This is a genomic window from Gemmatimonadota bacterium (genome assembly GCA_022560615.1).
Lineage (GTDB): Bacteria > Gemmatimonadota > Gemmatimonadetes > Longimicrobiales > Gaopeijiaceae > UBA1138.
Genome location: JADFSR010000032.1, coordinates 26,875 through 49,661 on the forward strand (window position 1 = coordinate 26,875; position 22,787 = coordinate 49,661).

Below are 22,787 nucleotides of genomic sequence, written 5' to 3' on the forward strand. Positions count from 1 at the left end.
CGTTGCCGCGTCCACCCCGATCCGGAGCGCCTCCACGATCCGGGGAATGGCTGAGGATCCCTCCCAGCCGTTCTAGCCGGAAGTCGCGCGGGCGCGCACCGACGGCCGGGTACAGAGGCTACCGATCGAACCTGTTCAGTAACCGCTGAAACCGCGGATAATCGCGCAGGGGATCGAAGCGCGCGCCGTGATGAATGTAGACCAGCGCACCGTTGCGCTGCTCGAAGGCCAATTCCAATTGGTCGATGGCTTCCTCGTATTCACCAAGACCGATATGAACCAGAGCGAGGTCGGACGCGGCTGCCAGGTCGCTCTGGCGGAGCTCCTCCCGTAGGCGACGGGCCTCATCGAGGCTGCCCATCCGGGCATGGATGTACGCGAGTTGCGAGACATACAGCGGAGCCCGCCCGGAAAGCTCCACCGCGGTTCGGCTCAGGTCCAGGGCACGCTGTAACTCGCCTTGCTCCACATAGGCCCAGGCCGGCCAGGCCACCAGCACGGGGTCACCCCTGTCCAATGCCAGGGCCTTGTCGAAGGCTTCGATGGCCGCGTCGAAATCCCGCGCCAGCAAGTAGATCTGGCCCAGCGCGTGGTTCGCGGAAGTGTTGAGCGGGTCGAGTTCGATGGCCTTGAGAGTAGGTGGCAGAGCATCCTCGAAGCGCCCCGATTCTCCCAACAGCCATGAGCTGTGAATCAGGGCCTTGACGCTGCCCGGGTTCAGCTCCAGCGCTCTTTGTAGCTCCAGTTCGGCCGCCGCCCGATCGAACTCCAGGTAATACAGCACCCCGGCCATCGCCACGTGCGCCTCGGCCAGTTGCTCGTCCAGCTCCACCGCCCTCTGCGCGGCGGCTTTCGATTCCTCGTAGACGTCCAGTGGCAGGACGTAATTGAAGAAAGCGCTGTACTGGAGGCACAGCGCTAGCTCCGCTTGAGCCGGGGCATAGGCCGGATCGAGCCGGGAGGCCTCGCGCATCAGGTCGATACCCTGTTGCATCTCCTGTGGACTCCAGTTTTCACACAGGTAACGCCCTTGCAGGTAGCGTTCATATGCAGCCGGGCTCACCGTCCGGCTCGCGCTGAGTCGTGACGCTTCTTCCGGCGTCACCTCGACCCGGATCTGTGCCACGATCTCCCGCGCCACCTCGCCGTAGAGCGCCAGGATATCGGTCAATTCGCGATCGTAGTTCTCGGCCCACAGGTGGCGGTCGGTGCCGGCCTCGATCAATTGGGCAGTGACCCGCACGGTACTGCCGGCACGCAGCACGGAGCCCGTGACCACGGCGTCGACGCCCAGTTCACGTGCGATCTGCCGCAGCGATTTCTCGGAATCCTTGTAGGCCATGGCCGAGATGCGCGAGATCACGCTCAGGGCTTCGACCTTGGAAAGCTCGGTGATCAGCGCCTCGTGCATGCCGGACACGAAATAGGCCTGGGCCGGGTCGTTGGTCAGATCATCCAGAGGCAGCACCACGATCGCGTCGATCCGGGACGGCGATCCCGCACTCCCGGATCCGCCGTCCCAGTCACGCGAGTACAGGGCGTAGCCTGCGGCGGTGAGCAGCGCCAGCGCGATGAGGGCATCGAGCTTGTATGACCGTGAACCCTGTGTTGCAGTTTCCCCTGGCCCGTCTTCACGGCGCAAGCCCTCCGGGGTCAATTGGAAGGCCCAGGCCAGCACCAGGGCGACCGGAAAGCCCAGCACCAGCAGGACGAATATCAGGCTGCCGGTCCATTCAGGCAGGGGCAGGAAATCCATGAACACGTCCGCCACCTGCAACACCAGCCAGCTGACTACGAGGTACAGCGCGGGGACCCGGTACACCTTTCGGCGTTTCAACTCATCGAAGAATGACATCCAGATCCTTGTCGCTCGGCGGCTGGGCGATCAAACCTTTTCATTGCAGCCTAGACGTTACAGGCGCCAGACCGTATTAGCCAAGTTCACGGAAGACCCTTAGCTGTCTTCCGGCCCAATGCTGAAGAGCTTCAACATGCCCTTATCTGAGGAGCCCGGGACCTCGGAGACCCACGCGTAATCGCCACTCTCGAGCACCACGGTGAAGTAGCCGGTGGTGCCGGCCGGCATCTCATTGCTGCCGCCCAGGAACACGGCGGGAGCGGGGGTCTGGAGGCCCATGGGCTGCCTCCAGTCCATCCACCGCTCCAGCTCCGCGATGTCCACGTCGTCGGTGATGCGTACCAGATGGATGTCATGTTCGACGAAATTCTCGTGGACGGTCTGATCAACGAAGCGCACGGCCACCGTATGCTCCCCGGGAACCAGCTTTCCCTCCACCTCGATCCCACCTGCTGTGGAGATCTCGATCTGAATGGTAGAGCTGGGCTCCACGGCTTCCGACGACTCGTCGGTGACCGTGAACTCGTGAACCATACCGTTGATCGAGGGGTCAGGGTTGTAGCTGTGGAAGACGCCGTTGGTCTTCACATAGCACTCCAACAGGTAGGTGCCTGGCTCCAGAAAGACCGTGGCCTGGCTGGTGCGGCCTGGCGACGTGAGTCCGGGGCCACCCAGGAAGACGATCTCGCCGAACCAGGCGGGGAGATCTCCGAATCTCCGGAGCGCAGCGTCGACCTCGCCTGCGCTCAGAAGATCCAAACCGTCCTGGAACACCGGGGCGACCTCTGCCTGCTGCGACTCGATCCCCTGACCATCAGGGAGCCGCTCCACCACCGCGAAGTGGATCATCGGGGTTTCGTTCCTGAAGCGGAACGTCGTCCATCCTGATGGGATCTCGTCGGGCGCAACCAATGTCATGCCGCGAGCGATGACATCGACGACACCCGGGGTGTCCGCCGGGTCGAGAGATTCCGATGGGCTGTCGTCGCGCGGAGCGCATGCTCCGGCCAATAAGAGCAGGGCGGTCGCGAGTCCGATTCGCTTCATCCAGGCATCCTCCGGTGTTGATCATTCCCACAGGGCGGCAATCGATATGGGAGGAGGGATAAGGAATTCAACCGCGGTACGAAAGCGGAAGGGATGGCACCACCTGTCATCCGCCAGTTCCGGTGGCGTGGAGCTTCGCTAGCTTCGCGACCCCTTCCTCGAGATCGGACTTTGCCGTGCGTAGGACCCAGGTCCCGCACGAAGAACTCCTTCCTCACCGGTTCCGTCGCGCGCCCCCGATGTCTCAGCGCCGGTTGCTACTCGACTCCGGGATCGACCTTTCCGGAGCGCCTCCACGATCCGGGGAACCTGCGCCTCCGGCGTGGCGCACAGCGCCACCCTCACCGCACCCTCACGTCGCGTGCTCCGCTACTTCCGCACGCACGGCCTACTCGACGGTGACTTACTCCTCGATCAGACCTGAGCGCCACCTTCGACCCCACGCTTGCCGATCCCGGCCCTTTCTAGTCCGTCGCTTCCAGCCTCTTGGGGTCGTAGGTCTCGCCGCTGCGCCACAGCGCCAGCATGATCGAGCCGATCTGTCGCGCGATGGTCTGCTTCGCAAGGTTCGGTTTCGTGCCGCCGTCCAACAGGCTCTGGTAGTGGTCGCCGCACCCTTGAACACGCGCTTCAGCGTGTGGTTGAAGTTCCGGTTCAGGCGCCGCGTCTGCTGTACCGGTCTCCTCACTCACCGCCCGCTCGCTTCCCACACCCAGTCCGACGAGGTCCGCGTCACCACGCGAGCCCGCAATACGACCAGAAATTGCCGCGGCTCTGGAATCGATATGGCGTCGCCTCGGCGAGCATCCTCTTCTCGGCCTTCACCCGCAGAGCCGCGAGCGCGAGGTGAACGCCTCTTCACTTTTGGGGCTGCTTTGCTGCTGATCCAAACCAGTAGCGGACGCCGTGCCTCCCATGATGCCTATCCATGCAAGGGCAGGTGAGAGCCGACGGGGGCGGGAGGGACGGCACCCTCGGGTTCAGGTGAGAGCAGCAGGAGCAACAGGGACCGACGAGGTAAGGTGAGGGCGTACTATCAGTTTGACCATCAGTCGTGATACTCGCGCCCCTCACATCTTTCCCGCATCTTGCGTTTCATGCCGACCCCATGAACCAACTGAACGCAGCCCTCGAACGCGTGGTATCACGTGGGGCCTAGTGTCCTTTCGTGGCTCTCGAAGGATTGCAGCATGTTGGTGGACAGGTAGGAAGCATGGAACCTTCGCCGCATAGTTTCTTCCGCAGCCTCCGCGAGCGGAAGATCGTCCAGTGGCTCGTAGTTTACCTCACGGGCTCGTGGGCAACGTTGGAGGTTGTCGCCACGCTCGCGGAAACGGTTCAGTTCCTGGAATCCGTCCAAGCGATGCTGCCGATTCTGATCGCACTGGGGATCCCAGTGGTGCTGGTGCTCGCCTGGTACCACGGCGAGAAGGGACGACAGCGCTTTAGCGGGGCCGAGCTGGTGATTCTGGCGACGCTTCTGGCTGGCCTTGGCGGTGTATTCACGTTGTTCAGCGGCGGCCGCGCGTACCGGCCACGGGCTGGCACCGCCACGGTACTCGGCGCGGACTTCGAGCCCGCGCCGGCCATCGCCGTGCTGCCGAGTGTCGCCGCAGGTGCGGGTGCCGAAGACATTGGCGAAGGCATCGTGAGCGTGCTTTCGTCTGGTCTGGACGCCGTGTCGGGGTGGCGGGCCGTGAGCCCCCGAACCGTGCGGGCGCGGTGGGCCGAGCGTGTCCCGGAGGGCGGTACGGCCGATGAGTCCACAGCTCTCGAGATCGCCGTGGCGACCGGTGCGACGTACGCCGTCCTCCCGACTACGACCGTGCTGGGGAGTGTGGTACGCGTCTCCGTCGACATCTACGATCTCAGAAATCCGGGAGCGGCCGCGTGGTCGATCGAGCGCTCTGGGAACCCCGGAGATCTTCTCCCGCTGGCGGATGGCCTGGCAGTGGAGATCCTCGGTGCGGTCCTCCAGGGGGAAGGGCAGATTCCCGCCGTCGACCTCTCGCGCACCACGAGTGAATCACCCGAGGCACTGCGCGCGTTCTTGCAGGGCGAGGTGCTCTACCGCGAATACCGTCTGGAAGACGCGCGAGACGCCTTCAACCTCGCGCTCGATCACGACCCGACCTTCGCCCGCGCACACTATCGGCTGATGGAAGTCCACGGCTGGGGCGCGACGATGTCAGATCCACTTGTCCTGCGACATCAGCGTCTCGCGCGGGAGAACATCGGCCGCCTCACCAACCGCGAGGCTTTGGTGATTCAGGGGCTCACGGAGCCCGATCTGCGAGACCGGTTTCGACTGCTCGAGGAAGCCGTCGCGAGGTACCCCGACGACGCGACCGCTTGGTACTGGCTGGGCGAGCAGCGCTTACACAACGTTGGGGGGCTCGCGAACGCTCTGGAGCTCGAAGAGCCGTTTCTGACCGCGATCCAGCTCGATCCCGGACGGGCCGCGCTATATCCGCATGCGGTGTTACTCGCATTCACGGAACGCGCGGACAGTGCTCTGGCGACGGAGCTGGTGAGCGCCTTTGTGGACGCGTCATCAGGTGTGACCGGCCCGCCCATGCCCGACATGGACCCGCGGGGTGCACAACTCGCTTTGGATCTCGCGTTCGGAGACGAGACGGCGCGTGAAGCGGCCTGGATCCAAGTCGATGCCGAGGTCGGTGGAGCCACGGCGGCGCTCTTGATCGTGGGCTACCTCTACCATCCTCATCACTATGAGAAAGCCCGGCGGGTTGCTGCCGTTCTGGGGGATCGCCCGATGCCCACCCTCGACCTGTTCGACGCGGACCTCCAATGGCGTGGCCACGTTCGCGAGGGCCTCTCTAACCTAGATGACGTCTTGACGGATCGAGAGGTCATCTCACTGCACGACGCCTTCGTCATGGGACTTGCCTCCGCCATCCCCCGGGATCTGCTCCTCGAACACTTCGGACCAGCAGAGATTCACGAGGGTGCCGGGCAGAGACGGCTGGCCATGGCCGGCATGTGGGCGGCGGACGATGGACGGTGGGAAGACCACCGACAGGTCATCGAGCTTCTGACGGAGGCCTCTGAGGTGAGCGACGCGCCGGACAACGTCGATCGATTGGGGCTCGATGTAGTCGAGGCTTACGGGACTTTGCGACGTGGCGAACCGGCTTCGGCGCTACCCGCGCTCGTCGAGTTGGTGACGTCCGGACGCCGCGACACGCGCAGCACGATGTGGGCGCTGGGAGAGGCCTACACCGCGCTCGGCCGATGGGCGGATGCCGAGCGGGTGTTTAGGACGTCCGCCTGGGCCGGCCTCCTACGGCCGTTTGCGGCTTATCCCATGGTCCGGCTCAGGCTCGCACACGTCCTTGAAGCCCAGAACAGGGTGGCTGAGGCGGTCGAGGCATACGCGTACTTTGTGGAGCACTGGGCGACTGCCGACCCCGAGCTACAACCGATCGTCCAGGATGCCCGCGACGCGATCGCCAGGCTGAGCGGAGGGGCTGGCCGGTAGGGCTCCAGATTCATGTCCGATCCCCTCACCCACCTAGACGCGGCCCTCGAGAGCAGCTACCGCATCGAGCGTGAGCTCGGCGAAGGGGCTATTTCCGTCCGTCCTGTTTCAAAACTCAGCCCGGCAATCGGCCGATCGACGGGGTTCCAGAACCCGCCCTAGGGCCTGTCGTTCGACAGGAACGGTTGGGAGACATCCTCAGCCGTTACTATCGAGAAGCCGCCTGATCCGATCGATCGAATATTGGGACAGGACGGGGACTGCTCATGAACGGCCCCCGCGCCGACGAGGCGATCAGGGTCGGGCGGGCGGTGGCGGGGCGCTAGCCCGTTGCCGCGTCCACCCCGATCCGGAGCGCCTCCACGATCCGGGGAACCTGCGCCTCCGGCGTGGCGCACAGCGCCACCCTCACCGCACCCTCCATGGGCACGACGTAGACTCCCTCGGCTCGCATCGCCTCCGCGGTCTTCTCGCCGTCGGGCGTGAACACCGCTACGAAGAAACCGCCTTCGTAGCGCGGAACCCTCAGGCCGGCTTCCCGGGCGCCCTCATTGAAAGCGCCAACGCGGCGGCGGAGCATGTCGATCAGCGCATCGCGCTCTGCGTCCGCCCGCGCCTTGAGGTCCGGGTCCGTGAGTAGGTCGGTGACCGCGAGCTGACCGAGGTGGTTGCAGTTGGACCAGGTTGCGCGACACGAGTATGAAAGAGCGTTCGTCAGGCGCTCCCGCTCGGCTGCGTCCTGGTGCATCGCGATGAGCGCGCCTATTCGCGCGCCGTATTGGGCGAACGTTTTGGACGCGGTCCACGCTACGAGCACCGTGCTCGTCTCCAGCATGGTCCCGATGGCGTGCAACCAGTGGTCCGACGCAGGATCCGCGAAGCGTAGGTACGCGCAGTCGAGCAGGGTGGCGACGGGGGCTCGCTCGCCCGCGAAGCGGACGACTTCCGCGACAGCGGCCCACTCGGACTCGTCCAGCGAGTACCCCGTCGGGTTGTGGCAGGGGAAGTTGAGCAACAGCAGGACACGGCCCTGCCGTTCGATGTGGCGATCGATACCTATGGCCAGCGCGTCGAGATCGAGGCGCCCGTCTTCACCGAACATGCGGAAGGTGTCGACGTCTCGCCCCGCGTGCGTGGTGATCACACCGTAGGGCCCCCAGAAGTAGCTGGGCGTCAGCGCGCTCTGACCGGGTTCCAGGAAGTTGACGACCGCGTGGTGGATCGCGCCCGTACCGCCCGGAGTAGCGGCAGAAATGGCCTGGGCGGCGAGGGGGCCATCGTCGAAGAGATCCGAGATCGTCGCCCCCAGGAACGGCGCTGAACCTGCGATCGGGGCGTACCCCGCGGCGCGCTCCAACGGAACGCGCAAGAGCGCCTCGGACACGCTCGGCATGACCGCCAGCTTGCACGCGTCGTCCATCAGCACGCCAAGGGTGGCATCCAGGATCGACTCGCCTGCGGCGCTTCGCTTCGCTGCCTCCGCGTTGAGCGAGAAGATGGGGTCGTCGCCGGGTCTGTTCTGTGCGCTCTGAATGAGCGCGCTTGCGATGGACACCGTCACTCGGACCCCCCCGGTAGCTCCCCGTCCAGCTCCGCATACACCTGTTGGATCGCTCGGGACTTTTGACTCGAGCGCAACGACCACGTCTCGATCTCCCCCATAACCGCTTCTGCCTGAGCATCCTCCAGGCTCAACCCCTGAGCGTGCAGTCGTGTGGCCTCAGCGATGACTGTGACCAGCGCCTGCCGGTACGTCTCGAGCTCCTCTTCGAGCACGTCCGGCGAATCGACGAAACCGTGCCCCGGCACGTAATAGTCGACATCCATGGCCTGTGCACGCTCGATCATCGCGACCCATTCCGACGGGAACGCCGTGCGCATCGCCGGGAAGACTCGGTGCAGATACGCCTCGCTCATGAAGAGGATCTTCTCGGCGGGCAGATAGACGGAGAGGTCGCCTCCGGTGTGGGCCCTGCCGAGGAAGAGGATTTCGATCTCCTGGTCACCGAGCGTGATGGTCGTCGTCTCATCGTGCACGATTTCCGTGGCCAGCACGACGGGCGGGGCGTCCTCGCGACGGTTCGGGTTGTTCGCGCTCGAAGCGAGTGTGGCGGCGGACGTCGGATGGGCAAGGAAGACCGCGTCACTGGGGAACGCAGAGTTTCCATTGGTGTGATCGCCGTGGTCCGAGCAGATCACGACATGCGTGATCGGCTGGTCGGTGATTTCGGCGATGTGGTCGATCAAGCGTTGCGTCTCTTCGACACTCCCCTGACCGTCCGCCACCAGAACACCTTCGCTGGTGACCACGAACATGCTCACGGTGGTGAAGCGCTCGTCCCCAGCCGACCGGAGCTGCTCGTAGGAGTAGACGTTGGCAGCGAGCTCTCGGATCCGAGGGAAGTCCTCGTCCGTATAGCCTCGAGCATCCGGGTCGGCGGTGCGGACGAGCGGGGCTGGCTCCGAGCAGCCTCCCATGATGAGCATCAACGCGAGTGCCGCAGACCGACGACGGTGGTTCGCCATGGATGAAACGAGCCTGGCGCGAAACCCTACCGGTTCGTGGGCGCCGGGGCCCCGTTCTCGTCCTCGTCGTTGTTCGCTTCGTCGGCGTTCATCGCCTCTCGTTTGGCGACCTCGCTCTCGTACTCCTCTTGGGTCAGGTAGGTGACGTCGACCCACGCGTGGGCCATCTCGTCCACCGTCCTATCACCCCAGCCGACCCACTGCGTGTGATCGGGGTTATTCGGGTTTTCCGCCGTGTTGTCGTGCCAAGCGGTAATTACGAGCGTCGTCCCCGCCGGCAGCAGCGGAGCCGCGTGATCCGCGTAGATGTAGTTGACGTGCCACTTCCACTGGAAGTTGTTGACCTGGCTGAGGATCTCCTTGCGGCCGTCGGGATAGATCGCCTCCATCGACATCGCCTTGCCACGCATGTGCATGTGCGGCTGAAAATTCTCGAGGCGAGCGGGCCATTTGAGCACATGGAAGTCCTGCGTCACCGCGACCTCACCCGGCGGAATATCGAGATCCGAACGGCCGCGCGCGTCGAACATGTTCAGGCGCGTGCGGTTCCGGGGCTGCTCGCCCTTGGGGTAGAGCCAGACGCCGAGCTCGACCTGTCCGGCCTCCACCTTCTCACCGATGGCGTGCAGGTGTATCTCCCAGAGAATCCTCGCGCCGGGCATCATCAGCTTGCCGGCGCCCTCGGGGAAGATCTCCCCGCGCTTGCCGACCGCCCACTCCATGAAGAGGCCAGGGCCACCCATCGCTCCGCGATCGGTCACCTGCGCGGCTCCGGCGCTCCTCTCGCCCTGCTCCTCATCCTGCAGGAGAAACGCGAGTGCGTGGTGCACGATCCTGCGACTCCCCAGACCGACCGGCCGGATCTCGATCGCCTTGACCCAGCGCGGCTCGGTGATTCCGGTTTCCGTGATGGGCCGGTACCACTTGTCCTGCGTCTCGGCCGCGAGATCGTACGCTTCGGAGGCGAAGACCATGTCGGGCTCGCCGAAGTCGGGCGCGAACTGCCAGTCGTTCGGATCCGGGAACTCCATCGGCGGTGGCATGTCGGCTTCGTCCCCGAACGGCGTGCCGTTGTCGACCCACTGAACGATCGTCTCGATCTCGTCCTCGCTGAGGCCGCGGTCGTTCTTGAATTCCTGGATGCCGACGCTACGGTCGATGTGCCAGGGAGGCATCGAGCGCTCGGCGACCTTCGAACGGATCCGCCGCGCGTATCTGCGGGCGTCGTCGTAGGTCATCAGCGAAATAGGTGCGATCGAGCCCGGTTGGTGACAGACCTGGCAGTTCTCCTGCAGGATCGGCGCGACGTCGCGTGCGTAGGTCACGTTGTCCTCTAGGCTCTCCTGAGCCGCGATATCTCCGGCCCCGATCGCGAAAGCGACCGCAAGCGCCACGACACCGGTGCCCCCCACCTTCAACAACATCGAACTCGACGTCCTTCGCATGACGCGCTCCTTCTAGTGTTAACGGACCGTCTACTGCTAACGGACCGTGACCTTCACGTACCCGTTGGTCCAGCAACATTGGGAGTGGCCGGCTGTGGCGACTCCAGACGAATCGTTCGCCCGCACCCTCAGAATGTACTCTCCCGGCGTGTCGAACGTGGCGGTCGTGGTCATCATACCGCCCTCGGCCGGCACGCGCCCTGACTCTTCGCTGAACGTTACCTGTCCCGGACCCTGATGCTTGAACCACGTCAGCGTCACGCGTGGCGGGGCCCTCCCGCGTCCCCCGGAGAACGCGGCGGCGAGGCCAGCTCCGGACACGGCGTCGTCCTTCGACCACACGATGACCTCGACAGGCTCACCGACGGCGCCGCTGAGTGTGGGACCCACGATGCCGAGAGGCGCGGCACCCTCGGGGCCTCCCTCGACAAAGGAAAGCCGGGGCGGTGTGTTGCCGTTTGCGCCCTCGCCTTCCAGCGCGTCGATCTTCCAATCGGTCTTCAGCGCGGCGGGGATGGAGTACACATGGCTGCCCATCTTGATCGTCCACGTAACCGTCGCGCGCTGTCCGAAGTCCGCCGGAACGACGATCCCGAACACGCCCCAGTGGCGTCGCGGCTCGAAACGGGTCGGCTGCATGCCGTCGAACTCCGCGGGCTCGATGGAGTTGTTCTCACCCAGCGGGATCTCGAGCACCTGATCGGTATTTCGGTTGAAGTAGCCGAAGGAGATCGTGAAGGTGCCGTCCGGGTTGGGGTACCACCCCTCGTAAGCGGGCGTCACGCCTTGGCCGCTGCCACTCGTGAGACCGAGCGGAACACCCTGTGCGGCGGTCGGAACCGGCAACCACAAACCGACGATCAGCGCTAGCGCGCCCATCGCCGAGAAACGCTGACTGCGCATCGATTCTCCCTTGGGACGATTTTTGCTACGCCAAGCTCAGGCCCGAGCGGGGTTTGCGCAACCGATCTCGACCCCGCCGGAGCGTGCTATTCGCCACCTTCCTGCCTGGCTTTCCACGCGTCGTAGCGCATCCTCAGCGTGATGACCGGATTGGCGTTCTCGTGCTGCTGGATGTCGTCGTCGGTGACATTGATGTACATGGCGTAGTCACCGTCGTTGAACGACTCGCCCTCGGGATCGTCCGCATCCGCCGCCAGGATGTAGGCTACGTGCGCGTTCTTACTGTCGCAGGGCGCGTCCGGCAGCGGCTCCCTCTCGCAGGTGCAGCGCACGTCGCCGCCGGCCTCGTCGGCGGCTTCCATCGCCGCCATCACACGGTCGGCGAGTGTGCCCTCGGTCTGCTCGAGCGCGCGCGCGGCGTCGTGGACCACCGCGTCGGAAGCGAGGATGTTGCCCTGCACCGAGTAGTAGATGTCGGTGCCCGGCACGCGAGCTTGGTACGAAAGCGATGCGGCACGGTTTCCGCTTCCCGAGAAGCCGGCCGAGCGGCCCTGCCGGTCGATGATGCCGAATTGGCGGCGTTCGATATCGGGATCGGCCTGGAGGAGCTCGAGGATCTGCTCGGGGTGCGTGCCCGCCTTGAGCTGCGCGTAGATGAGCCGCTGGTTCTCACGCGTGTTGTCCACACCCGCCTGGGCCGCCGCCACGCCGATCCCGGGCACCACGATCGCCTGGATGTCCATCAGGCCCTTGGCGGGGAAGCCCGCGAAGCGGCTCTGAGGCACACACGTAGCCGACGCGACGACGATGCGGCCCGTGCGTGCGTCGATCGCGATAACCGACCAGGTGGCCGACGCGGTAGCGGGCAGGAGCGCGAGAGCGATCAGCGAAAGAAGCGCCCAGCGCATGGGCCGCGGGACCGAGAACATGGCTAGACTCCTTTGGAGTTGTGTGACGAGCCTTCCTCAGGCCCGCCAGGTCTGTTCAAGCACGCGTATCCAATTCTTGTACGCGATCTGTTCGATTTCCTTCTCCTCGAAGCCTGCGTCACGAAACGCCTCGATGAGGCGTGGCAGGCCGCTCACGTCCCGCAGGTCGTCCGGTATCGTCGCGCCGTCGAAGTCCGAGCCGAGCGCGACGTGGTCCACGCCGACACGGTCCACGACGTAGCGGGCGTGACGCACGATCTCCGTGAGAGGAGTGACGACTTGTCCGGTCCCGTTACCGTCCGCACGCAGAAAACCGACCGCGTAGTTGATGCCGACGACACCACCACTGTCGCCGACGGCGTCGAGCTGCTCGTCGGTGAGGTTGCGCGGGGTCTGAGAGAGTGCCCACGCCGAGGAGTGCGTCGCGACGAGCGGGGCGTCCGAGATCCTGGCGACGTCCCAGAAGCCTTTCTCGTTGAGATGCGAGAGATCGATCAAGACTCCGAGCTCGTTGCAGCGCTTGACCAATCGATGTCCTGCGGGCGTGAGCCCCGGGCCGGTATCGGGGCTGCGTGGGAAGTCGAACGGGACCCCGTGCCCGAAGATCGTCGGCCGGCTCCACACCGGGCCCAGCGAGCGTAGCCCCGCCTCGTAGAAGACGTCGAGCGCCTCCAGATTCCTGTCGATCGACTCGGCGCCCTCGATGTGCAGGATCACGGCGAACGTGCCCTCCGCCAGGCATCTTCGGAGATCGGCCACGCTGCGCACGACCTCGATCTCCCCGTCCGACTCGGCCTCGAGCCGGAACAGGTCGGACATCACGGACAGCGTCCACGAAGTCGCGATGCGCCGCTGGAGCTTCGCAGGCAGTTGGATGGACCAACCGCCGGGCACGACTTTTCCGTCCGGACCGAGGAGATCGCCCACCACCCGCTCGTACTTTGGGGAGGACGTGAAGATCGCGAAGAACCCCCCCACGAGCCCGCCCTCGCGGGCCCGCGGGAGATCCAGGTGGCCCAGCTCACTCCGCTCGAGGAACGAACGCTGCGCGTCCGGACCCCCGTGACGAATCTTCGTAAGAGTGTCGCTGTGGCCGTCGAAGACCGGAATCGTCTTCTCAGGCATGCGTTCTCTCCGTCAGCGGTAGCTCTCCCAGTCGTGGCTGTCCCATGCGCACCACGGCTCCATCGAGCTAAGCCAGTTCCTGGCGGGCGTGCCCGTCATCCACCGCAGCCCCGGGTCGCCGATCGGTGCGCCTGGAGGCGCGTCTACCGCGCTCTGGGTCTCAGCCGGGGTGGCCGGGCGCTCCAGGAACCGCCGCACGTCCAGCGCGAGCGTGGCGGCCTGGGGCGAGTCGTTCATCGCCATCAGGTTGGTCTGCATCCGTTGCAGCACCGCGGTCGACGCCGTGCGCACCTGCAGCATCGGTGCGCTCGCCGCGAGCCACTTGACGCGCTCGATCACCAGGCCCTCGATCGCGTGCTTGACCTCCGTCTCGTAGGCGCCATTCGCCGATGCGCCGAAGCTCGCGTCTATGAGACGGCCCAGGACGTCGTGCAGACTCGGCAGCGACGAATCGAACATGTTCTGTTCGACCATCCTGGCCGCTCGCTCGGGCGTGAGCAGCGAATTGATCGTGGTGCTGGCCGCGACGACCGCGGGAGTGAGCGCATCGAACGCGCCGCCAGTGTAGCGGGGGAACGTTTCGCGGCCTCGGCCGAAGCCCGGGGGACGCGGCGGGATGAGCGCCAGGATCGATTCGGGCAAGACCAGCTCCGAGGGAGCCAGCGTGCGCATGAGGGCGTCCAACGCTCGGTTCTGCGCGTCGGCTGGAATGCGCCAATGGGGAGTGAGGCCGTCACCCCGGGACGCGTACCAGTATCCGACGCCCCCCACGGCGGTGACCGTCGACTCGACCTGGTAGCGATGGTACATGTAGAGGGGCACGAGAACCTCTTCGACCTTCGCCATCGGAGTGCCGTTCTTGATCGCGGTCTCGCCGAAGCGCGACAGCGCGGCGGCGCGCACGTCCATCATGCGATTCAGCTCCCTCGCCATATCGGTTCCATTCGCCCACTGATCGGCCTGGGGCGTGGTCGCGATGTCCTGGTTCGTCATGTAGCGGATGTCGTCGTCCCAGGCGTCCTGCAGGATGCGCTCGAGCGCGGCTTCCTCATCGGTCCCGTCGGGGAAGTCCTGATAGCCGTACGTGACCGCCACCTTGTCCCACTCGCCGATGCCGACGTCGTAGACCTCCGAGTGGTTGAGGGATCCGTCACCGTTCAGAGTCACGAGCGGATGTGGATAGTCGAGGACCGAGATCCGCCCCGCGCTGCTGTTGTAGTAGTTGTGGCCGAGGCCGATGGTGTGGCCGACTTCGTGTGCCGCGAGTTGGCGAATGCGAGCGAGCGCCCATACCGCGAGCTCGGGAGGCGTCTCGTCACCGGTCGCGTACGGTGAGAGCAACCCTTCAGCCATCATGTAGTCCTGACGCACGCGTAGTGAGCCGAGCGTCACGACGCCCTTGATGATCTCACCCGTGCGTGGGTCGGACACCGATCCACCGGTGCTCCAGCCACGCGTCGAGCGGTGCACCCAGTTGATCACGTTGTAGCGAGCATCGAGAGAGCTGATGCTGTCCGGGCGGATCACGACCTGGAACGCATCGCGATAGCCGGCAGCCTCGAACGCCTGGTTCCACCAGCGGGCGCCGTCGAGCAGAGCGGACCGCACCGGCTCCGGCGTGCCGGGATCGAGATAGTAGATGATCGGCTCGACGGGATCGCTCACAGCGGCGTCCGGGTCGACCTTCTCGAGTCGATGCCGCCGAATGAAGCGCTGTGTCATATCCTCGCCGAGCGGGACGGCGTAGTCCTGGTACGACGACGAGCCGTAGCCGGATCGCGGATCGAACATGCGCGGCTCGTAGTCGTCGTCCGGCAGCTCGAAGAACGAGTGATGGATGCGAATCGTCGCGGCCTCACCCGTGGAGGCAACGGACCCGACACCCGCGAAGCCGCCTCCGCCGCGCCCTCCTCGACCGCCGCCGCCTCGACCGCCACCGCCGCCGTCACCCGACACGAACGTCAGCTCGACCTCCAGCTCGGTGTTGGTCGGAAACACGTCGGTCATGTCCATGTACACGGAGCTGCGGCTGTTATCGAGCCGATAGCCACCCATCCTGTTCCCGGCTCCGAGCGCATCCCGGATCAGAAAGTCCGTCATGTCCACGAGCACGCGACCGTCCGTCTCGGCGGCCGCCGTGAAACCCCAGAGCACCGAGCGCGCGAAGGCGTCGCGCACCGCCTTTACCTCGCTCGGGTTGTCCGAATTCGCCCGGAAGCGGTAGTTCGGCTGAACCATCATGATCTTCCGCCCCACGCGCTCGAACTCGACGATGCGGGAGCCACGCAGCGCGCCGCGGTCGAGCCCGATGTCGTTGGAGCCCAGGCCCGCACCGAAGCCCGCGAAATGGATCATCTCCTGGTCGAGCTCGGGGATCTCCATCCAGAGCTGTCCGAGATCTGCGTCCCAGTAGAGTGGCAGGAAGCCGTCCAGCTTCTCCATGTCGGCCGTCTTCTCTTCGATAGACGGCAGGTCGCCGGAGTCTTCGTTGTCACCACCGCGCTGCGCGGCGGCGGGGAACGTCGTGGCCATCAGCAGGAAAGCGATGGCGGCTGCGAGCTCGACAGAGCGGCGGAGTGTCACGCGTGTCATTCGGGCCTCCTCGGCCAGGTCACTGCGGTTGAACTGAGGGGAAAAGAAACCCTCATCGCCGAGTAAGCCAGGCCTCTCTGGAGGCCGTGACAGCCTTCTGGGGAACCCTTGGGGGGCACTTCGTCGTATACCCTCACATGAGGATGCGACGACTACTTCGGTCACGGGCGACTCTCTTGCTCGCCCTCGGCGCGGATCTGCTGATCTTTGCGGGTCCCCAAGATCCCTTCGAGTTCAGCGGAGCCTCTTTCGAGGCAGCGCTCGCGCTGCAGGAACAGGTCACGGATGACTGGCTTGCGCGAGATGGCGTGGTCGGGACCGCGATCGGTGTGGATGGACGAGGACACGCCGTTCTCAAGGTGTACCTGAGCTCGATCGCCGCAGCCACCTTCCCACAGTACGTGGTCGGCGTTGAAGTCGTACCGGAGATCACCGGACCCTTCCTGGCGCTCGGGGACATGCCGATCCCGGCAGATGCCGAGGCGGTCGATCCCAAGAAGAACTTCCCGCGTCCTGTGCCCATCGGGGTCAGCACCGGGCATCCGAACGTGACCGCCGGCACCATCGGCGCCCGCGTAACGGACGGCTCGCGCATCTTCGCGCTCAGCAACAACCACATCTTCGCGGCCAACAACAGCGGGCGCATGGGCGACAACCTGCTTCAGCCCGGTGTGGTCGATGGCGGGCGCGATCCCGACGACGTCATCGGGACGCTGCACGACTACGAGACGATCGACTTCTGCAGTGGCCGCCTCTGTGGCATGAACAAGATCGACGCGGCGATCGCGCTCACCACGACGGACGATCTCCAGAACGAGACGCCCGAGGGCGGCTACGGCGCCCCGCGGAGCTGGACCATCGAGCCCAAGATCGGCATGGAGGTGCAGAAGTACGGCCGCACCACCGGATACACGAAGGGTCGCATCACCGGGCTGAACGCCACGATCGACGTCGGGTACGCAGCCGGGACCGCCCGCTTCGAGGACCAGATCGTCATCTCGGGCAACGGCTTCAGCGCGGGTGGAGACTCGGGGTCGCTCATCGTGACCGACGGGTTCTTGCTCGCCGACCGGCGTCCGGTCGGCCTGCTCTTCGCGGGGACGGCCGTCGCGACGCTTGCCAACCCGATCGATCTCGTGCTGGATCGCTTCGGTGTCAAGATCGACGGCAATTGATCACCATGCGTGGCAGCGTCTGATGGCCGGCGACATCAAGACCGCACAGCGCGAGCTCAACGGCAAGGTCATGGGCCGCCCCGGGATCTCGGGCACGGCGATCGGCGAGCGCGGTGGCAAGCCGTGCCTCAAGGTCTACGTCTCCGACTCCAAGGCCGGTGGTCGCGTACCCAAACGGGTCGGTGGCTACCCCGTCGTCGTGGAGAAGACCGGAGGCTTTCGGCGGCTCTGAGCTCAGAGAGCTTTCCCGGAGGTGATGGCCCTGTGCCAAGCGGGCGAGCGAACCGCCAGCGAGTCGATTTCCGCCTCGGTGAGCACAAAGAGATCGATTCCTGTGGGGAAGTCATCTGGCAGATAGTCGGGTATGCGGTCCCGCGGTCTGCGGTCGTCAGCGTGGACGACGACGCATAGATCCACGTCACTCGAGGGCGTGGCGGTGCCGGACACCCAAGACCCGTACCACAGGATACGGGACACGTCTGGGTGGTGGCGACGAATCGACAACGCGCACGCCTCTACGGCCGTGGAGACGGCCTCGACGTCAGCCCAGCGCACCATGGCAGAACCCCATGATCTGGTCAGCGTCAGCGATCGCGGCTTCGGCCTCCGCCTCGGTAGTAGTAGTCCGTGGGTGCCCCTGAGTCGAAACTGTTCGGATACCGCGTCAGGATGTAGTGCTTGTCCAGCCGCTTGCCGGTGTCGACGAGAGCAGTAGTGACCTCAAGTCGCTCCGCCAGATCGCCTAGGAGCACTGTGCCGCGAAGCATGCCCATTCCTGGTCCCCGGCCTCAACGGAGTTGCGAGCGTGGCGCAGGTCTGCATCAGCCTGCCTCAGCCGATCTGCGTGTCGGTTCGCCATGGTCGAAGGCTAGACCTACTAGAGCCGTCAACGGGTACAGGCAACGACCGCGCCTTTTCGAGGCCGAAGGCATGGCAGGTTGGGACGAGGCGGGTGACGAGGTGAGAGGAGGGCCGGAGTGGAGTAGGGAAACGGAGGTCAGGTCGCGGAAAGTCCGCCGACACGCTTGCCCATAACGTCCGGCTGTGATCTACTATTGGCCATCGAAACACTCCAGAGCGACACCGGATATAGGAAAGGAGAGAAGCCCGTGTCCAGCACTGATCTAGACATACCCGACATCGGCGACCCCACGCTCGAAGCCGAAGTCGTCCGCGATATCATCCTCCTCAAGTATGTCGTCGGTTTGGGATTGACGCTCTTCGCCGCATGGATCATCACGATGCTGCTGCTGCCTTAGGAGACCTTACCTCACGTGCCCAGTACACGTCGCGGGGCACCAGGCGCGCTTCCAGGTTACCTCGCCTCAACGAAGTGACAATCCAGTCCCTGCACTGTTGAGGGAGAGATTGTTACCCGTTCTGCGCTTGACTCTCCCCGCATATCCCGGCCGGCGAGAAAGTCGCGTGTCCGGGCGATTGATTGGACCGCAAAGGTCAGCGAGAGAATGCCGACGTCAGTAGCCGGAACCAGCCGGATGGCCGGACCCTCCCCAACGGCCCACGCGCCCTCGCCCAGCGACGGGGCCGGCCGGAGTACCCGCTCCCAACGAGCGATTGCGCCGCTGTAGCCCGTCACGCCGATCGTGATCTCCTTGACTCCCAAAATACCCAGCGGGCCACCCTCGCGTGCACGGAGCTGTTCGCGCAGCGCCGGCCGATTCGCAGGAGCGAGGTCTCGGACAAAAATTTCTGGCCACTGCTGGTCGTGGTACTCGGAGAGGTAGATCACCAGCCCACTGGCACGAAGGGGGAGTGAAAAGAACCCGGTTTCAGCCGGGGCCATCGAAACCGGAGCGGTGCCATCCCACCGCTCCGACAGTTCCGTCAGCATCACGAGTGTAAAAAACGGCCAATCCTTTGGATCGCGGCTGAACGGTTCGACCGGGCCGTGCGTGATCCCGCGGCGATCCAACTCGGCCACGCTCTGCTCCAGCGGCAACGGCTCGAAAGAAAAGCCCATGAACGCAGCCCGGGTGTCGCTTGGTGATGCGCTCGGCAACGGAGCCACGCTAATGAACTCGAGATACACGTTTCCCGCGCTGATATATCCCGCGGGTCGTGCGGATCGATTTGGGGGGGATGCGACCGGGAGCTGGAAGTCCTCGGCGAACAGCCGGTAGAGCGGCCCAAACGGGTCCGACCGGATAACGATATGGTCGACCTGCCTGACGATGCTCTGAGGGACACCCCGTTCCTGGGCGACTGCCGCAGGCACGAGGCACGCCAAGAGCGACGTGAACAAGACGACCGAGACCATTCCGTAGCGACGTAATCGGTTCATCAGTTACCTCCCACCTGTTTGACGGCTCTTCCCATTCAAGCCCCAAACGCACATCCGCGGTAGGCGGGTCCGTCTGCCAAGCGCGCGCCCAGCAACAGAACTGGCGCATGCCCCCCTCACCGATATGAGGGCGGTCACGTCGTAGTGCCCGAGGTGAGGCGATCCCGCTAATGCTGCCCATCGTCCTAGACCGTATGCTCGGTGGATGCAGTGGTCGAGTCCCCCTTCTCTCGATAGAATCGGGCGCCGAGCATCATCGCGAGACAGACGGCCGACAACGTCCCATTCCATCATCTGGGCGGCTCCCCGTGTCGATAGAGCGGTTGGAGCGCTATCCATGGCCCACCCCCCTTTCCGATCACCCTTCTAGAGGGCCGCTACCGCGTAGAGCGTGAGCTGAGCTAGGCGAGGGCGGGATAGGCGACCGGTCTACTTGGATCGGCGTGTCGACCGGTGGCAGCACGTCCGGTCCCCGTCGGCGTCGCCCGCCAGCTTAGAACGCTGTGGCTGCGGCCTCCGCAACGGCATGGTCCTGCTCTCCCGATCCGCCGCTGACACCGACCGCACCAACGACCTGCCCGTCCTTCTTCAACGGAACGCCACCAGCAAAAATCATGACCTTGCCGCTGTTGGAAGCGTGGATTCCAAAGAACTGATTGCCGGACTGTGAATGCTCCGCCAGATCCTTCGTCGCGATGTCGAATGCTCTGGACGTGTAAGCTTTCTTCTGGGAGATGTCGATGCTCCCGATCCACGCTCCGTCCATTCGAGCGTGCGCCACGATGTTCCCACCTGCATCCGCCACGGCGATGTTCTCCGCCCGGGCCATCGCCCGTCGTCGCCGACACGGTCAGCGACGGTGAGACCTTCGCGACAATAGGCCCTGGGCGATTACGGCGACAGCGGTAATCCACCGTGGAGGAGGCCCTGTGCCTCGGCGTCCCCACCGTTCCACGTGTTGAAGTAGGCTTTCTCGATCCCCTCGAGGGCGCCGCAGATGGTCCCGCCAGCCGTACATTCGATCATACGAGAACGCACACTCTAAGGGGGCCGGTGAAATGACGAAGATCTCTCGCAGGCGGCATGTCGCGAAGGCTTTCACCTGGCGGGTTCTTGCCACCACGACGACGGTGTTGATCGCGGGGCTCGTCAGCGGTGATTGGGCGATCGGCGCTCAGATCGGGGTGATCGAGTTCTTCGCGAAGCTGGTGCTCTACTATGGTCACGAGCGCGCCTGGTACCGCTTCGCCCACTTCGGCGTGAACGAGAACGTGGCCGCCTAGCCCATCGAACCATCGCAGGTCCCAGAGCACGAAGCTCATGTCCACATCCTCCTGAAACGAGAAAACGGCCGACCTCCTACGATGGGGCCGGCCCGTTCTGCGTGGGGAAAGCTGGATTGGGACGCTCAGCGGGCGGTAACTAGGACTAGGACTAGGTGCCCGAGAGTGTGCATTGTGTTCCGGTCGCGGAGGGCGTGGTGACTCGGCCAAGGTCGCATATGGGGATTTCGAACTTCAACAGCCCTGAAGGGTTGCGGCAGGCTACGCGCTGGCCTGACGGGCGACGCAGATCCATCTCAGGACCGAGCTGACGATCGACTAGGCCCTACCCAGACGAGAACGTGAAGATCGTCGTGGTGCGAAACGGTGTGCCTGGTCGCACGGGTGCTGACTGCAAGTCGGGGGCTTCGCATCGCCACGAGCCTAAATTAGGAGCCCGCACCGACGCTGGAGCTTTGACGCCCACGGAGCCGGCAGGCTATCCTTCACATTACTCCGGGTCGGCCGGACCTGCGTGGAGTCAAGAGCTTCCCAGCAACGCGGGGGGGGGGTAGAACCGGCTCAGCCAGGGGGAGGTCCTCATCTTCGGACCGGCGCCACGCCCAGGACATCCGGGCGGTCGAGGAGATGGCGCTCCTGCTTACCATTACGGGCGGCGAATGCGCGTTATGAAGTCCATGGTCTTCCAAAAATACGGCAGGATCCACCAACTGCGCATCGAGAGCGCGGAAGATCTTGCCTTCATCCACCAGCTCCATCCAGCTCGCTGGGCGGCTACCAGCGTGCAGATCGAGAGCCTACAGTGCGATCCCGCGTTCCTCGAGTACTTGAATCAGGACGGCAGCGGGACCATCCGGCCCGAACATTTACGGGCGGCAGTGACTTGGATCTTCCGTGTGATGGCGAACTGCGACCGAATGGCGACTTCTTCAGACGTCCTGCGCCTCGCGGACCTGGATACCAGCCACGAGGAGGGCCGGCATCTCAAGGAAGCCGCGGTCCATATCCTGGGACAGCTGAAGGTGGAGAACCTGGACGAGATCAGCCTGGAACAGGTGCGCATCTTTCGGAATACGTACGGGATGACCCCTCCCAACGGCGACGGTGTGCTCCCCCCCCAACACGTTTCGGATCCGGCTGCCGCACAGTTGGCGAATGACGTACTCGAGCGGGTGGGCGGTACCAAGGATATGAGCGGCCAAGACGGCATCAACGAAGGTCACTTGTGCCAATTCCTGGATGGTGCGAGGAAGTACTTGGCCTGGAAGGCACTCGCCGAAGATGACGGCGCGGCACGGATTCTGGCGTGGGGCGACGACACGGCGGCGGCCCTAAAGCTCACGTCTGAAGTCGATGCCAAGATTGAACAGTTCTTCTGGCAGTGCGACCTGGTAAAGCTCGATGCTCGCACCGCCGAACGGATCTGCTTGAGTGAAGAAGAGCTGCAGAAGCTGGACGGCTCCGACCCCCAGGCCATGGAGAGACAGCTCGCGCGAGCGCCACTGCAAACGCCGAATGTTGAAGGGGTGCTGAATCTGGAGGGCCCCGTCAATCCGTACTACCGGGATCAGATGGACGAATTACGAGACCGGGTCCTTGCCCGTGCCCAGCCGGACTCCCCCGAAACTCTCACGCGGATCGGCTGGCAGCGGGTCAAGGCCATCTTCGAGCCCTATGGCGCGTGGCAGGCGGAGAAGCCATCGGATGGCGCAGCCGAGCTGAGTGAGACCACGCTGAAAGAGTACTTGGAGGGGCCAGCTCAGAAAAAACTACTCCAGCTCCTGCTGGAGGACCTGGCTGTGAAGGATGAGGTGAAGCAAGTGACTGCCTTGGAGAAGCTCACCCTGTACCAGCGCTGGCTCCTGGAAACGGCCAACAACTTCGTAAGCTTTTCCGCGCTGTACGACCCCAGTCGCCGTGCCCTGTTTGAATTAGGCGACCTGATCATCGACGGCCGTGAACTTACCTTCACGATGAAGGTCCGAAACCGCGCCGAGCACAAGAAGATCGCCCAGACCAGCAAGATGTTCCTGGTGTACGCCGAGATCACCGTGTCCCAGGAGCAGGGGCGGAGTTTCGAGATTGCCGCCGCCCTCACGG

At 64.6% G+C, this 22,787-nt stretch carries 19 protein-coding genes and 1 pseudogene; 6 read left to right on the plus strand and 14 right to left on the minus strand.

What is annotated here, in order from left to right; translation table 11 throughout:
* Nucleotides 1-118: 118 nt before the first annotated feature.
* From IIB36_15545 to IIB36_15555, 3 genes are all read right to left on the minus strand, one after another.
* Nucleotides 119-1,855, minus strand: a complete 1,737-nt coding sequence (locus IIB36_15545) for a tetratricopeptide repeat protein (GenBank protein ID MCH7533150.1) — start codon at nucleotides 1,853-1,855, stop codon at nucleotides 119-121.
* Between the two features lie 99 nt (nucleotides 1,856-1,954).
* The gene (locus tag IIB36_15550) at nucleotides 1,955-2,905 is read right to left on the minus strand and encodes a hypothetical protein (GenBank protein ID MCH7533151.1); all 951 of its coding nucleotides are present in this window, start codon (nucleotides 2,903-2,905) and stop codon (nucleotides 1,955-1,957) included.
* 464 nt (nucleotides 2,906-3,369) lie between these two features.
* Complete coding sequence (locus tag IIB36_15555) at nucleotides 3,370-3,597, minus strand: hypothetical protein (GenBank protein ID MCH7533152.1); 228 nt, start codon at nucleotides 3,595-3,597, stop codon at nucleotides 3,370-3,372.
* A gap of 521 nt (nucleotides 3,598-4,118) precedes the next feature.
* Between IIB36_15555 and IIB36_15560 the strand changes: the two genes are divergently transcribed.
* On the plus strand, nucleotides 4,119-6,407 hold the full coding sequence (locus tag IIB36_15560) for a tetratricopeptide repeat protein (protein ID MCH7533153.1): 2,289 nt from the start codon (nucleotides 4,119-4,121) through the stop codon (nucleotides 6,405-6,407).
* A gap of 322 nt (nucleotides 6,408-6,729) precedes the next feature.
* On the opposite strand, the gene IIB36_15565 is transcribed toward IIB36_15560, so the two are convergent.
* The 7 genes from IIB36_15565 to IIB36_15595 all read right to left on the minus strand — a co-directional run bounded on the left by IIB36_15565 (nucleotide 6,730) and on the right by IIB36_15595 (nucleotide 15,867).
* Nucleotides 6,730-7,962: an aminotransferase class I/II-fold pyridoxal phosphate-dependent enzyme gene (locus IIB36_15565; GenBank protein ID MCH7533154.1), complete on the minus strand. Its 1,233-nt coding sequence runs from the start codon at nucleotides 7,960-7,962 to the stop codon at nucleotides 6,730-6,732.
* 2 nt (nucleotides 7,963-7,964) lie between these two features.
* Nucleotides 7,965-8,933: an MBL fold metallo-hydrolase gene (locus IIB36_15570; protein MCH7533155.1), complete on the minus strand. Its 969-nt coding sequence runs from the start codon at nucleotides 8,931-8,933 to the stop codon at nucleotides 7,965-7,967.
* Between the two features lie 26 nt (nucleotides 8,934-8,959).
* A complete protein-coding gene (locus IIB36_15575; GenBank protein MCH7533156.1) occupies nucleotides 8,960-10,378 on the minus strand; it encodes a cytochrome c in 1,419 nt (472 codons plus the stop codon).
* A 36-nt stretch (nucleotides 10,379-10,414) separates the two neighbouring features.
* Nucleotides 10,415-11,281, minus strand: coding sequence for a hypothetical protein (locus IIB36_15580; GenBank protein ID MCH7533157.1), 867 nt, complete (start codon nucleotides 11,279-11,281; stop codon nucleotides 10,415-10,417).
* Between the two features lie 86 nt (nucleotides 11,282-11,367).
* Nucleotides 11,368-12,210, minus strand: a complete 843-nt coding sequence (locus IIB36_15585) for a DUF1028 domain-containing protein (GenBank protein ID MCH7533158.1) — start codon at nucleotides 12,208-12,210, stop codon at nucleotides 11,368-11,370.
* Between the two features lie 36 nt (nucleotides 12,211-12,246).
* Complete coding sequence (locus IIB36_15590) at nucleotides 12,247-13,335, minus strand: dipeptidase (protein ID MCH7533159.1); 1,089 nt, start codon at nucleotides 13,333-13,335, stop codon at nucleotides 12,247-12,249.
* A gap of 12 nt (nucleotides 13,336-13,347) precedes the next feature.
* On the minus strand, nucleotides 13,348-15,867 hold the full coding sequence (locus tag IIB36_15595) for a zinc-dependent metalloprotease (protein ID MCH7533160.1): 2,520 nt from the start codon (nucleotides 15,865-15,867) through the stop codon (nucleotides 13,348-13,350).
* Nucleotides 15,868-16,064: 197 nt separating this feature from the next.
* Between IIB36_15595 and IIB36_15600 the strand changes: the two genes are divergently transcribed.
* On the plus strand, nucleotides 16,065-17,102 hold the full coding sequence (locus IIB36_15600; GenBank protein MCH7533161.1) for a hypothetical protein: 1,038 nt from the start codon (nucleotides 16,065-16,067) through the stop codon (nucleotides 17,100-17,102).
* Nucleotides 17,080-17,334, plus strand: a complete 255-nt coding sequence (locus tag IIB36_15605; protein MCH7533162.1) for a hypothetical protein — start codon at nucleotides 17,080-17,082, stop codon at nucleotides 17,332-17,334. The genes IIB36_15600 and IIB36_15605 overlap by 23 nt, the downstream gene beginning before the upstream one ends.
* A gap of 2 nt (nucleotides 17,335-17,336) precedes the next feature.
* Here IIB36_15605 and IIB36_15610 read toward each other — a convergent pair whose 3' ends face one another.
* Together IIB36_15610 and IIB36_15615 are read right to left on the minus strand one after the other, a co-directional pair.
* Nucleotides 17,337-17,660, minus strand: coding sequence for a nucleotidyltransferase domain-containing protein (locus tag IIB36_15610; protein ID MCH7533163.1), 324 nt, complete (start codon nucleotides 17,658-17,660; stop codon nucleotides 17,337-17,339).
* Nucleotides 17,644-17,961, minus strand: a pseudogene (locus IIB36_15615) (HEPN domain-containing protein). The gene IIB36_15610 and the pseudogene IIB36_15615 overlap by 17 nt, the downstream one beginning before the upstream one ends.
* Before the next feature lie 250 nt (nucleotides 17,962-18,211).
* On the opposite strand from IIB36_15615, the gene IIB36_15620 reads away from it, so the two are divergent.
* A complete protein-coding gene (locus IIB36_15620; protein MCH7533164.1) occupies nucleotides 18,212-18,361 on the plus strand; it encodes a hypothetical protein in 150 nt (49 codons plus the stop codon).
* Between the two features lie 56 nt (nucleotides 18,362-18,417).
* On the opposite strand, the gene IIB36_15625 is transcribed toward IIB36_15620, so the two are convergent.
* Both IIB36_15625 and IIB36_15630 read right to left on the minus strand, forming a co-directional pair.
* Complete coding sequence (locus IIB36_15625) at nucleotides 18,418-19,404, minus strand: hypothetical protein (protein ID MCH7533165.1); 987 nt, start codon at nucleotides 19,402-19,404, stop codon at nucleotides 18,418-18,420.
* Between the two features lie 493 nt (nucleotides 19,405-19,897).
* Nucleotides 19,898-20,233: a heme-binding protein gene (locus IIB36_15630; GenBank protein MCH7533166.1), complete on the minus strand. Its 336-nt coding sequence runs from the start codon at nucleotides 20,231-20,233 to the stop codon at nucleotides 19,898-19,900.
* Nucleotides 20,234-20,462: 229 nt separating this feature from the next.
* Between IIB36_15630 and IIB36_15635 the strand changes: the two genes are divergently transcribed.
* Entirely contained in the window at nucleotides 20,463-20,687 is a 225-nt protein-coding gene (locus IIB36_15635) for a DUF2061 domain-containing protein (protein MCH7533167.1), read from the plus strand.
* Nucleotides 20,688-21,346: 659 nt separating this feature from the next.
* On the plus strand, nucleotides 21,347-22,787 hold a 1,441-nt coding region (locus IIB36_15640), incomplete at its 3' end, for a hypothetical protein (GenBank protein ID MCH7533168.1).